Origin of the sequence: Embleya sp. NPDC059213 (assembly GCF_042754445.1) — a bacterium.
In the GTDB taxonomy this organism is placed as follows: Bacteria; Actinomycetota; Actinomycetes; order Streptomycetales; family Streptomycetaceae; genus Embleya.
In genome coordinates this window covers 1-12,687 of sequence record NZ_JBHZAV010000238.1, presented here as the reverse complement: position 1 = coordinate 12,687, position 12,687 = coordinate 1, and the positions used below count along the sequence as shown (strand labels likewise).

Sequence of the window (12,687 nt, the reverse complement as noted above, 5' to 3'; positions counted from 1 at the left end):
GCCCCGACCTCCCGCGCGCGGTATGACGCGTCAGCGCAGCAAGAGGCGTTGACCCGGCTGGATCAGGTCGGGGTCGGGGCCCACCGCCTCCCGGTTCCTGGCGTACAGGGCGGGCCAGCCGCCCGGGAATTGTTGCTCGTCGGCGATGCCGGAGAGGGTGTCGCCGGGCCGGACGACGACCTCGGCGGCGTCCGCGGGCCGGCGCGACTCTTCGGGAGCGGCAGCCGATTGCTCTTGAGGGCCGGAGGCCGGCCGAGTGGATGTGGCGGACTTCTTGGCGCGCCCGGGGCGTTCGGCCGCGCTGCGTTCGGTGCGACGGGCGGGGCCGGCGCCGGCGAGGCCGGCTTTGCGTCCGCAGACGGGCCAGGCACCCGCCCCCTGTGATCGCAGGACGTTCTCGGCGACGCGGATCTGCTCCGCCTTGGGCGCGTCCTGCGCCCGGCCCTTGCCGCCGTTGGCCCTCCAGGTGCGCTCGTTGAACTGGAGCCCGCCGTGGTAGCCGTTGCCGGTTTCGGTGGACCAGTTGCCGCCGCTCTCGCAGTGTGCGACCCGGTCCCAGGTGGCGTCGTCCGCCGCCCGGGCCTGGGTCATTGCCGTGAAGCCCAGGATCGAGGTCGCCACGACACCGACGACCGCCGTGTCGCGGAGGCGGCGCCGGCCGCCGGCCGGGCGCGATTCGTCCCGGTGCGACGTGCTGTGAGAAAGCATGGATTCCCTTCGGAATTCCCCCTGTGGGGTACGGCCGGCGGCGATCCGCGAGGAATCCGTTCCGGCCATCCGAATCGCCCGGATGCTGGTGACGAGCGCTTCGTTGCCTCCACCTCGCGACCGGGTCGCGAGTTCGGCCGTGACTGCACGGCGAATAACGGGGGTGCGGTCTGCACTTGGCGCAGACGGTAGACAACCCGCGTCGTCGATATCAACGACCGATTGCGTTTTCGCAGGCCACGGCGGCATTTCCCGCGAGTGTCGCGGTCGGTGGCGGGCTTTCCCGCAGGCCGGCAAATTCCCTGTCCCGGCACCGTTCGGTCGGCGACCATACGGGTGGTTTCGAAGGATCAAAGGGGAGTCGGGCACGACCGGTGACCGGGCTTCGGGTCGGCCGGCCCGGCCCCGGAGCCGGGATTTCGGCCGAAAGGACTTTGCCTCGCGTCGAAACAATGCGGAGCGCCACGATAAACCTCGAAGGGTGCGGCGAAGATTCGGCCATCGTGGCGGCCGAGCCCTTCCGGGCGGTGTTTCGCACAGCCGGTACCCTGCGCGCGCGACCGGTGATTCGAAGGGATTGGCATAAGCCGGCCTCGTATCGGCGAAGCGCAGATAATAGTAATTAATCCGGTCGGTCCGTCCGCCTCGGGGGTGCGGTGCTGGTGCGGGGCACCAGTTTCGGGTGCAGGAGGTGGCGGGCCGCCTTGGTGCGTTCGCCGCGCAGGCGTTGCAGGAGGGTTTCGGTGGCCAGCCGGCCCATCTCCTCGCGCGGCTGATTGATCGTGGTCAGGCCGATGTGTCGCAGGCCCGCCAGGTGGGTGTTGTCGTAGCCGACCACGGAGACGTCCAGGGGCACCCGCACGCCGGCGGCGGACAGTTCGCCGATGATGCCGACCGCGTTGAAGTCGTTGGCCGCGACGATGGCCGTCGGGAGGGTGGCGCGCTCCAGCAGGGCCCGCGCGGCCCGGGCGCCGCCGGTGTCGGTGTACTCGCTCGGCACGACGGACAGGTGGCGGCCCAACGCCAGGCGCGTCATCGCCTGTTCGTAGCCGCGGCGGCGGACCGCGGCCTGCGAGCCGGCGCCGCCGTCCACGTGCACGATGTCGCGGTGGCCCAGGGCGGCCAGGTGCTCGACGGCCAGCGCCGATCCGGTGGCGCCGTCGTCGTTGACGGTGTCCACCCGGGCGGCTCGCACGCTGCGGGCCACCAGCACGGTGGGCACCCGGGCGGCGGCCTCCTCGATCGCGGCGGTCTCCACGACCGGGCCGAGCAGGATCAGGCCCGCGGGTCGGAACTGGAGCAGGCGTTCCAGGCTGCGGCGTTCGTGCGCCGGACGGCGTCCGCCGGTGCCCAGGATGATGTCCATGCCGCACGCGTGCGCGGCGGCCTCGACGCCGTCGACCACCTCGGCGAAGTACGGGTTGTGCAGGTCGGAGATCATCACGCCCAGCGTGCTGCTGCTGCCGGTGGCCAGGGTGCGGGCGTTGAGGTTGGGGCGGTAGCCCAACTCGCGGGCCGCGGCCAGCACGGCCTGGCGGCGCACCTCGCCGACCTTGGGCGAGTCGCGCATCACCAGCGACACGAGCGAGCGGGACACCCCGGCGCGGGCGGCGACGTCCTCGAGAGTGGGACCGGACACTGATGCTCCCCTTTCCTCCGATGATCTCCCCGTGCGCAGCCGCGGCCGCGTCGTCGGGTGTCCGGGGATCGACGTGCGCCGACTCGACGCGGTCGACCCTCCGATGGGCCCGCGACCCGCACCACCGCGACCCCACCCACCCGATGCCGTGGCGCCGCCCCCGCACGATCGGCGCTCCGGCGACGCCGACGAACCCGGCGCTCGGACGGCCCACGGCCGCGGCACGAAGATTACACGCTTGGAGCGCTCCAACGAATGGAGCGCTCCAAGCGATCCCGGCGCGGACGCCTCGAACGGTCCGTCGAATGGCGGTATTACCCACCGGCTCGGGTGTGTCGGCAACACGCGGCGAAGGTGACGAGTGACCCTTGACGCGCTCGGACGGCGAGTATCAGTCTTGTGGCGTTCCCGGATTGGAGCGCTCCAAAAATGGAGCGCGGCGATCCGGGGCTGCTTCGTCCCCCGGCGGTCTAACAGGCGACCGTCGAAGTCCGTTGTCCGCCGGCCCACTGGAGAAAAGAACCTGATGCGTATCGGAGTCGCAGGTGTGGGGCGAATCGGCGCGATGCACGCGCGGAACCTCACGAGCCTGGAGACGGTCGACGAACTGGTCCTGTTCGACCCGCAACCGGGCCGGGCGCCGGCCCTGGCGAAGGAACTCGGCGTCGAGGCGGTCGACGACCCGAAGACCCTGCTCGACACGGTCGACGGCGTCGTGGTGGCCACCCCCACCGACACCCACCCGCAGATGTTGCGTCGGACGGTGGCCGCCGGTGTGCCGACGCTGTGCGAGAAGCCGATCGCGTCGGACATCGCCGCGATGATCGCGCTGATCGCGGACGTGGAGGCGAGCGGCGTGCCGGTCCTGGTCGGTTTCCAGCGCCGCTTCGATCCGGCCGTGCTGGAGTTGAAGCGCCGCCTGGACGCGGGCGAGATGGGTACGCCGTACCTGGTGCGCGCGGTCGGCCAGGACGCCGTGCCGCCGGACTCGGGCTACCTGCCCGCGTCCGGCGGGATCTTCCGCGACCTGCTCATCCACGACCTGGACGCGGTGCCGTGGTTGCTCGGCGAACCGGTCGTCGAGGTGTTCGCGAGCGGCTCGGTGCTGGTGGACGAGGCGTTCGCGCAGGCGGACGACGTGGACAACGCGGTCGTGCTGCTGCGTTTCGCGAGCGGGGCACACGCGGTGCTCACCGGCGGCCGACACGACCCGGCGGGCTACGACCACCGGATCGAGGTGCTGGGCTCGGCCCAGTCGCTCGCGGTGGGCCTGGATCCCCGGACGCCGTTGACCTCGCTGGAGGCGGACGGTCCGCAGGCCGGCCCGGACGCCTACGCGGGCTTCCCGGAACGATTCGCCCGTGCCTACGACAACGAGATGCGGGTGTTCGTCGAGGTGGTCGCCGGGCGGATGGCCAATCCGTCCCCGGTGCGCGACTCGCTGGCCGGTCTGGTGCTGGCGCAGGCGTGCGAGCGGTCGCGTCGCGAGGGCCGGCCGATCGAGCCGGCGGCCGTACTCGCCGCGGCGGGCGCGGCGGCGTCGGTCACGGAGGTGGCCCGATGAACCCGTCGCCGCCCTCGACCGAATCCGCTTCGGGCCGCCCGGCCGGGCCGCACCTGCGGCCGGCCGGTGCGCCGATCTCCTGGGGCGTGTGCGAAGTGCCCGGTTGGGGCCCGATGTTGCCGGTGGACACCGTGCTCGGTGAGATGGCCGAGCTCGGCCTGACCGCCACCGAGTCGGGGCCGCCCGGCTACCTGCCGGACGATCCCACGCTGCTCAAGGGCGTGTTGGCGGCGCACGGCCTGACCCTGGTCGGCTCGTTCGCCGCGCTCGTGCTGCACGAGCGGGACCTGGTCGCCCGGTCGACCGCGGCGGCGGAACGCACGGCCGCGTTGATCGCCGCGGCCGGGGGCGAGGTGCTCGTGCTGGCCGCCGCCACCGGCCAGGACGGCTACGACACCCGGTCCGAACCGTCCGACGAGCAATGGCGATGCCTGATCGACACGGCCGGCCGGATCGCCCGCATCGCCGCGGCACACGGCCTGCGCACCACCCTGCACCCGCACGTGGGCACACATGTGGAGACCTCGGCGGAGGTGGAACGTTTCCTCGTCGACAGCACCCTGCCGTTGTGCTTGGACACCGGTCACCTGCTGATCGGCGGGACCGACCCGCTCGACCTGGTCCGCCGGCACCCCGACCGGATCGGCCACGTGCACCTCAAGGACGTGCACGCCCCCCTCGCCGCCCTGGTGCGGGCCGGCTCGCTGACCTACGCCGAGGCCGTCCAGCGCGGCATCTACCGCCCGCTCGGCCGAGGCGACGTCCCGGTCGCCGAGATCGTGGCGACGCTGCACGCGGCCGGCTACCGCGGCTGGTACGTGCTCGAACAGGACACCCGGCTGACCGACGACCCGGCCGACGCGGACCTGCCGCGCCGCGACACCGCGCGCAGTCTGGCGCACCTGCGCGGCAACTGACGCCGGCGCCCGGTGGGTCGGCGCCCCCCTTGCCGGTCGCCCGGCCGGGTACGACATCGGTATCGGGCCGCGCGCCCGTGCCGCCGTACCCGCCCACCCGTCGACGCGCCCGCGCACCGGATTCGGACCGCCGCCCGACCCGACCCGTTCGTCCCGACCGTTCCGACCGTCCTGACGAGGAGTATTCGATGCCCCGACGTTCCCTCGGATTCGCCGCCGCGCTAGGCGTATCCGCGCTCGTCCTCGCCGCCTGCAGCAGCCCGTCCGGCAGCGACCCGGATGCCGAGAAGACCCCCAAGAGCGCGCCGACCGCCGCCGCCAAGGGCAACAACACCGTGTCCGTGATCACCCACGGATCGGCGGGGGACGCCTTTTGGAACGTCGTCCAGAACGGCGCGCAGGACGCGGGGAGGAAGCTGGGCGTGGACGTCCGGTACCAGGGCGACGGCGACCCGGCCGGACAGGCCCGGCTGATCGACAACGCGGTCACCCAGGGGGTGGGCGGCATCGTGGTCTCGATGGCCAACCCGGACGCGCTGGCGAACTCGATCAAGGCGGCCACCGCGAAGGGCATTCCGGTGATCACCATCAACTCCGGGCAGAGCAGATCCACCGAGTTCGGCGCGCTCGCGCACGTCGGCCAGGACGAGTCGATCGCCGGCGAGGCGGCCGGCGCCAAGCTCAAGCAGGCCGGCCGGACCAAGATGTTGTGCGTCATCCACGAGGCGGGCAACATCGGCCTGAACCAGCGCTGCGACGGCGCCAAGGCCGGCTTCGGCGGCGCGACCCAGACGCTCCAGGTGGACATCGGCAACCCCACCGACATCCAGGCCCGCATTCGCGGCGCGCTCCAGTCGGACTCCTCGATCGACGCGGTGCTCGCGCTCAACCCGCAGGTCGCCGCGGTCGCGGTGGGCGCGGTGGGCGACGCGAAGTCCAAGGCGCAGATCGCCACCTTCGACCTCAACCCGGACGTGGTCACCGGGATCAAGGACGGCAAAATCGTCTTCGCGGTGGACCAACAGCAATATCTCCAGGGCTACCTGCCGGTCGTGATGATCAAGCTCTACCGGGACAACGCCAACACGGTCGGCGGCGGCAAGCCGGTACTGACCGGACCCGGCTTCGTCGACCGGAACAACGTCGGCGCGGTGGCCGAATACGCGCAGCGGGGGACCAGATGAGCACGAGTGGCACGACGCCCTCGGCGCCCACCGAGGAGGCGGCCGGCCGCGCGGTTCCGGCCCCGTCCGGCACCGGCGGGCCCGGGCCGGACGAACGGGTCGCTCCCGCCCGGCTCGTGCACCGACTGCTGATCCGACCGGAACTGGGCTCGCTGATCGGCGCGGTGCTGGTGATGGGCTTCTTCGGGTTCGTCGCGGACGGCTTCTTCACCGCCGCCGGGGCGGCGACCTGGCTGGACGACTCGGCCACCCTGGGCATCATGGCGGTGGCCGTGGCGCTGCTGATGATCGGCGGCGAGTTCGACCTGTCCGCCGGCGTGATGACCGCCTCGACCGCGCTCATCACCGCGATGCTGGCGACCAGGGCCGGCTGGTCGGTGTGGCCCGCGCTCGCCGTGTCGCTGCTGTTTGCCCTGGCCGTCGGCGCGCTCAACGGTTGGCTCGTGGTGCGCACCGGACTGCCCAGCTTCATCATCACGTTGGGCACCTTCCTGGCGTTGCAGGGCCTCAACCTCGGGGTCACCCGGCACGTGACGAACAGCGTCCAGGTCAGCGGGATGCGCTCGACCGACGGATACGAGTCGGCCGGCCGGTTCTTCGCCTCGACGATGGCGATCGCCGGCACCGAGATCCAGGTCTCGGTGTTGTGGTGGCTGGTGCTGGCCGCGTTGGCGACCTGGCTGCTCGCCCGGACCCGGTTCGGCAACTGGATCTACGCGGTCGGCGGCGCGCCGATCAGCGCGCGCAACGTCGGCGTCCCGGTGGACCGGACCAAGATCGTGTTGTTCATGACCACCGCCGGCGCCGGCTGGCTGGTCGGCTCGATCAACATCCTGCGCTACACCTCGGTCCAGGCCAATCAGGGCATCGGCCTGGAATTCCAGTACATCATCGCCGCGGTGATCGGCGGTTGCCTGCTCACCGGCGGCTACGGCTCGGCGATCGGCGCCGCCGTGGGCGCGCTGATCTTCGGCATGGCGCGCCAGGGCATCGTCTACGCGAAGTGGAACAGCGACTGGTTCCAGCTCTTCCTCGGCGTGATGTTGCTCGCGGCCGTCCTGGTCAACAACTCCTTCCGGCGCCGCGCGGAGAGGTCCCGTCGATGACGAATCCACCCACTCGGCCGCCGGCCGGGCAAGCGGGCAGCGGCGAGAGCGCCGCCGGTGCTTCCAAGGCCCCGCCGAGCGGTCCCGGCACCGGCGCGCACCTGCTCGAACTGCGCGGCGTCGGCAAGCGGTTCGGCAGCGTGATCGCCCTCGACGACGTCTCGGTGACGGTCGACGCCGGCGAGGTGACGTGCGTCCTGGGCGACAACGGCGCGGGCAAGTCGACCTTCATCAAGATCCTGGCGGGCGTGCACGCCAACGACAGCGGCAGCTACCTCGTGGAGGGCGCACCGGTGCGGTTCGCCTCGCCCCGACACGCGCTCGACCGGGGCATCGCCACGGTCTACCAGGACCTGGCGGTGGTGCCGCTGATGAGCGTGTGGCGCAACTTCTTCCTCGGCTCCGAACCGCGCAAGGGCCGCGGCCCGTTCTCCCGGCTGGACATCGCCACCGCCCGCGCCACCACCCGCCGGGCCCTGTCCGACATGGGCATCGACCTGCGCGACGTCGAGCAGCCGGTGGGCACGCTCTCCGGCGGCGAGCGCCAATGCGTGGCGATCGCCCGGGCCGTGCACTTCGGCGCCAGGGTGCTGATCCTGGACGAGCCCACCGCCGCGCTCGGCGTCAAGCAGGCCGGCGTCGTACTGCGCTACATCGCGCGGGCCCGAGACCGGGGCCTGGGCGTGGTGTTCATCACCCACAACCCGCACCACGCCTACCCGGTGGGCGACCGCTTCCTGCTGCTCAACCGGGGCCGCAGCCAGGGCTGCTTCGGCAAATCCGACATCACCCTCGCCGAACTCACCCGGCAGATGGCCGGCGGCGCCGAACTGGAGGCACTCGCCCACGAGTTGGATGCCGAGGCCAAGACATGACCGACTCCGCGCCGGAGCCGGCCGACGCCGCCCGACCCGACCGCGGCCCGGCCCCGGGCCCGATCCCGGACGTGCTCACCGTCGGCCGCGTCGGCGTCGACCTCTACCCGCAACAGAGTGGCGTGCCGCTGGAGCGGGTCGAGACCTTCGCCAGGTCGCTCGGCGGCACCGCCACCAACGTGGCGGTCGCCGCCGCCCGGCTGGGCCGCCGCTCCGCCGTGCTGACCAAGGTCGGTGCCGACCCGTTCGGCACCTATGTGCGCACCGCGCTGGCCGACTTCGGCGTCGACCCGACCTGGGTGGCCGGCCACGAACGGCTGCTCACCCCGGTGGTCTTCTGCGCCCTGGACCCGCCCGAAGACCCGCCGCTGCTGTTCTATCGGCTCCCGGTGGCCCCCGACCTCACCCTCACCGACCAGGACGTGCCCTGGCAACTGGTGCGCGAGGTACCGGTGTTGTGGGTGACCGGCACCGGGGCGAGCATCGAGCCCTCGCGCGGCACCCATCGGCGGATGCTCGCGGTGCGCGGCCGCCGCGCGCACACCGTGCTCGACCTCGACTACCGTCCGATGTTCTGGCCCGACCCGGGCACCGCCCGCCGCCACATCGGCGAACTCCTCGACGAGGCCACGGTCGTGGTGGGCAATCGGACCGAAGTGGAGGTCGCGGTCGGCACGGCGGACCCGGACGAGGCGGCCCGCCGACTGCTCGACCGGGGCGTGCGCCTGGTCCTGGTCAAGAAGGGCGGCCAAGGAGTCCTGGTGGCCACCCCCGAAGGCAGTGCCACGGTCGCCCCGCGCCGGGTCGAGGCGGTCTGCGGGCTCGGCGCCGGCGACGCCTTCGGCGGGGCCCTCGTGCACGGCCTGCTGGCCGGCTGGGACCCGATCCGCATCGCCGAATACGCCAACGCCGCCGGGGCGCTGGTCGCCGCCCGACTCGCGTGCGCCGACGCGATGCCCACCGACGCGGAGATCGAGAAATTCATGAACCACCCGACGCGGGAGAACCGAACGTGATCAGCGACCGCGACTGGACCGACCTGCTGGCGACCCGGGCGAACCGGCCGCACGCGGTACGCGCCGCCTACGCCGAGCGCCGGCGCCGCCCGAGCCTGCTCTCCGCGCACGGCACCCTCTTCCTGGTCGCCGCCGACCACCCCGGGCGCGGCTCGCTCGGGGTGGGCGCCGACCCGCTCGCCATGGCCGACCGACGCGACCTGCTCGGCCGACTGGTCGCCGCCCTCGAACACCCGGACGTGGACGGGGTCCTGGGCACCCCCGACGTGATCGAGGAACTGCTGCTCCTGGGTGCGCTGGAGGACAAGGTGGTGATCGGTTCGATGAACCGGGGCGGCCTGGCCGGCGCGTCCTGGGAGATAGACGACCGCTTCACCGGCTACGACGCGGACGCGATCCGCCGATACCGGCTCGACGGCGGCAAGATGTTGCTGCGCATCGTCGACGAGGATCCGGGCACCGTCCCCACCCTGGAGGGCTGCGCCCGCGCGGTCAGCGAACTGGCCGGGCACGGCATCCGGGCGATGATCGAACCACTGCCCTACCGGCGCGAAGGCACCCGGCTCGTCCTCGATCGCGGCACCGCCGCCAACGTACGCGCGGTGACCGTCGCCTCGGCCCTGGGCACCACCTCCGCCTACACGTGGCTCAAGCTGCCCGCCACCGAGGAGCCGGACCGGGTGGCCGGCGCGACCACCCTGCCGACCGTCGTGCTGGGCGGCGTGCCCTCGGCCGACCCGCAGGCCGACCTGTCCTCGTGGGGGCGCGCCCTGGCCCAACCGGCCGTGCGCGGCCTGGTGGTGGGCCGCGCGCTGCTCTACCCGGCGGACGGCGACGTGCGCGGCGCGGTGGCCGCCGCCGCCCGGGTGTTGCGCGCCGCGAACCCGCGGCCGATCGAGGTGATCGCGTGAACGACCCGACCCTGTTCCACCCCTGGGGCACCGCCACCGGCGCCGAGGACCCGCTGCTGATCACCCCCGAACTCGCCGGCTGGACCTACAGCGGCCTGCGAGTGCTGCACCTGCCTCCGGGCGGCCGGCGGGAACTTGCCACCGGGGAACACGAGTTCGCGGTGATCCCGCTGGCCGGTTCGGCCACCGTGCAGACCGAGGGACGCCGATTCGAACTGGCCGGACGCGACACCGTGTTCACCGCGGTGTCGGACTTCGCCTACGTGCCGCGCGACGCCGAACTGCGGCTGTCCACCGAGCACGGCTGCCAACTCGCGCTCGCCTCGGCCCGGGCCGGCCGGCGACTGGACCCGGCGTACGGCCCGGCGGCCGGCGTGCCGGTCGAGGTGCGCGGCGCCGGACGCGCGACCCGACAGGCCAACAACCTGCTGACCCCCGATGTGTTCGAGGCGGACAAGCTGATCGTCTGCGAGATCCTCACCCCCGACGGCAACTGGTCCTCCCACCCGCCGCACAAGCACGACACGGCGAGCGCCCACGAGAGCGTCAACGAGGAGATCTACTTCTTCCGGGTGGCCGGCCGGGACGGCCGCACCCCCGACCGGATCGGCTTCGGTTTGCACCGCACCTACACCACCGACGGCACGATCGACGAGACGGTGACGGTGCGCGACGGCGACGTCTTCCTCGTCCCGCGCGGCTACCACGGCCCCTGCGTCGCCACCCCCGGACACCACCTCTACTACCTCAACGTGATGGCCGGCCCCGGCGACGAGCGGGCGATGCTCGCCTGCGACGACCCCGCCCACCACTGGGTCCGGGAGAGCTGGGCCGAACAGACGCCCGACCCCAGGTGCCCGATGACGTCGCCGGCGCCGGAAGGAGGAGAGCGATGAGCACGCGGACCACCTCCGCCGACGCGACGCCCGGTGCGACCGTGCGGCTGACCACCGCGCAGGCCCTGGTCCGCTGGCTGGTGGCGCAGGAGAGCGAACTCCCGGACGGCCGCCGGGTCCGGCTGTTCCCCGGCGTGTTCGCCATCTTCGGCCACGGCAACGTGCTCGGCCTGGGCGACGCGCTGCACGAGGCCGGCGCGGCGATGCCGGTCTGGCGCGGCCAGAACGAACAGGGCATGGCCCTGGCCGCGGTCGGCTACGCCCGGGCCACCCAACGTCGCCAAGTGCTCACGGCCACCTCCTCGATCGGTCCCGGCGCGCTGAACATGGTCACCGCCGCGGGTGTCGCGCACGCCAACCGGCTGCCGCTGCTGCTGCTGGTCGGCGACACCTTCGCCGGCCGCGCCCCCGACCCGGTGTTGCAACAGGTCGAGCACTTCCACGACCCGAGCACCACCGTCAACGACGCCTTCCGCGCGGTCAGTCGCTACTGGGACCGGATCACCCGCCCGGAACAACTGATCGCCACCCTCCCGCAGGTGGCCCGGGTGCTGACCGATCCGGCCGACTGCGGGCCGGTCACGCTCGCGCTGCCGCAGGATGTCCAGGCCGAGGCATTCGACTTCCCGCCGGGCCTGTTCGCGCCGCGCCTGCACCGGCCGCCGCGACCGCGCGCCGACCTGGGCGAACTCGCGGAGGCGGCAGCGCTGTTGCGGGCCGCTCGGCGTCCGCTGCTGGTGGTCGGCGGCGGGGTGCGCTACTCGGGCGCGGCGGACGAGGTGTTGCGGCTGGCTCGGGCGCACGGTGTCCCGTTCGCCGAGACGGTCGCCGGGCGCACCCTGCTCCCGCACGACCACCCGCTGCACGCCGGACCGCTCGGGGTGACCGGCTCCGCCTCGGCCAACGCGCTCGCCGCCGACGCCGACCTGATCCTGGCCGTGGGCACCCGCCTGCAGGACTTCACCACCGCGTCGGGCACCGTGTTCGCCGCCGACGCGCGCCTGGTGTCGATCAACGCGGCCCGGTTCGACGCGGTCAAGCGCGGCGCCGCACCGGTGACCGCGGACGCCCGCGAGGCGCTGCGCGAACTCGGGCCGCTGCTGGGCCAATGGCGGGCGGACCCGGCCTGGACCGCCCGGGCCGAGCACGAGCGGCGGGCCTGGGACGGCCTGGTCGATCGGCTGCGCGCGCCGGGCGAGCCCGCCGGGCCGCCGACGTACGCGCAGGTCGTGGGCGTGGTCAACACCATCTCCGGGCCGGACGACTACGTGCTGACCGCGGCCGGCGGGCTGCCCGGCGAACTGGTCGGCGGCTGGCGGGCCGACGGGCCGGTCGGCGCGGCGACGATGGACGTCGAGTACGGCTTCTCCTGCATGGGCTACGAGATCGCCGGCGCGTGGGGTGCCGCGATGGCGCGGCCGACTGGCGTGGTCACCACCCTGCTCGGCGACGGCTCCTACCTGATGCTCAACTCCGAGTTGTACTCGGCGGTCCTGTCCGGACACCGGTTCGTCGCGGTGGTCTGCGACAACGGCGGCTACGCGGTGATCGCCCGACTCCAGGAAGGCCAGGGCGCGGCGCCGTTCAACAACATGATCACCGACTGCCGGGGGCCGGGCGCCGCCGCCGACCACCGGGTCGACTTCGCCGCGCACGCCGCGGCGTTGGGCGCCGAGGTGTTCACCGCGGACACCGTCGAGGAGTTGGCCCAGGCGTACACGGCGGCGCGCTCGGCCCGGCGGCCGGCCGTGGTGGTCGTGCGTACCCGCCCCGACCGGTGGACCGACGCCGGCGCTTGGTGGGAGGTGGGGGTGCCCGAGGTCTCGGCGCGGCCGCAGGTGACCGCGGCCCGCGAGCGCATGGACCTGGCC

11 protein-coding genes are annotated in these 12,687 nt (G+C 73.0%); 9 read left to right on the top strand and 2 right to left on the bottom strand.

From position 1 onward, the window contains the following. Positions 1 to 30 precede the first annotated feature (30 nt). Together ACFXMF_RS42925 and ACFXMF_RS42920 are read right to left on the bottom strand one after the other, a co-directional pair. Positions 31 to 708, bottom strand: a complete 678-nt coding sequence (locus tag ACFXMF_RS42925; RefSeq protein ID WP_379991614.1) for a transglycosylase family protein — start codon at positions 706 to 708, stop codon at positions 31 to 33. Positions 709 to 1,330: 622 nt separating this feature from the next. Then, positions 1,331 to 2,347: a LacI family DNA-binding transcriptional regulator gene (locus ACFXMF_RS42920; RefSeq protein ID WP_360320891.1), complete on the bottom strand. Its 1,017-nt coding sequence runs from the start codon at positions 2,345 to 2,347 to the stop codon at positions 1,331 to 1,333. Positions 2,348 to 2,873: 526 nt separating this feature from the next. On the opposite strand from ACFXMF_RS42920, the gene ACFXMF_RS42915 reads away from it, so the two are divergent. The 9 genes from ACFXMF_RS42915 to iolD form a co-directional block, all read left to right on the top strand. Continuing rightward, positions 2,874 to 3,911: a Gfo/Idh/MocA family oxidoreductase gene (locus ACFXMF_RS42915; RefSeq protein ID WP_379991615.1), complete on the top strand. Its 1,038-nt coding sequence runs from the start codon at positions 2,874 to 2,876 to the stop codon at positions 3,909 to 3,911. Further along, positions 3,908 to 4,828: a TIM barrel protein gene (locus ACFXMF_RS42910; RefSeq protein WP_379991616.1), complete on the top strand. Its 921-nt coding sequence runs from the start codon at positions 3,908 to 3,910 to the stop codon at positions 4,826 to 4,828. The genes ACFXMF_RS42915 and ACFXMF_RS42910 overlap by 4 nt, the downstream gene beginning before the upstream one ends. 188 nt (positions 4,829 to 5,016) lie before the next feature. Then, positions 5,017 to 6,012, top strand: coding sequence for a sugar ABC transporter substrate-binding protein (locus tag ACFXMF_RS42905; RefSeq protein ID WP_360320900.1), 996 nt, complete (start codon positions 5,017 to 5,019; stop codon positions 6,010 to 6,012). After that, entirely contained in the window at positions 6,009 to 7,118 is a 1,110-nt protein-coding gene (locus tag ACFXMF_RS42900) for an ABC transporter permease (protein WP_360320903.1), read from the top strand. The genes ACFXMF_RS42905 and ACFXMF_RS42900 overlap by 4 nt, the downstream gene beginning before the upstream one ends. Beyond that, entirely contained in the window at positions 7,115 to 7,993 is an 879-nt protein-coding gene (locus ACFXMF_RS42895; protein WP_360320906.1) for an ATP-binding cassette domain-containing protein, read from the top strand. The genes ACFXMF_RS42900 and ACFXMF_RS42895 overlap by 4 nt, the downstream gene beginning before the upstream one ends. After that, positions 7,990 to 9,009, top strand: a complete 1,020-nt coding sequence (iolC, locus tag ACFXMF_RS42890; protein ID WP_379991617.1) for a 5-dehydro-2-deoxygluconokinase — start codon at positions 7,990 to 7,992, stop codon at positions 9,007 to 9,009. The genes ACFXMF_RS42895 and iolC overlap by 4 nt, the downstream gene beginning before the upstream one ends. Further along, on the top strand, positions 9,006 to 9,920 hold the full coding sequence (locus tag ACFXMF_RS42885) for an aldolase (protein ID WP_360320912.1): 915 nt from the start codon (positions 9,006 to 9,008) through the stop codon (positions 9,918 to 9,920). The genes iolC and ACFXMF_RS42885 overlap by 4 nt, the downstream gene beginning before the upstream one ends. Beyond that, positions 9,917 to 10,816, top strand: coding sequence for a 5-deoxy-glucuronate isomerase (iolB, locus tag ACFXMF_RS42880; RefSeq protein WP_360320915.1), 900 nt, complete (start codon positions 9,917 to 9,919; stop codon positions 10,814 to 10,816). Before ACFXMF_RS42885 ends, iolB begins: the two co-directional genes overlap by 4 nt. Beyond that, positions 10,813 to 12,687 (top strand): 3D-(3,5/4)-trihydroxycyclohexane-1,2-dione acylhydrolase (decyclizing) (iolD, locus tag ACFXMF_RS42875; RefSeq protein WP_380021151.1); only part of this gene is annotated, 1,875 nt, incomplete at its 3' end. The genes iolB and iolD, both read left to right, overlap by 4 nt.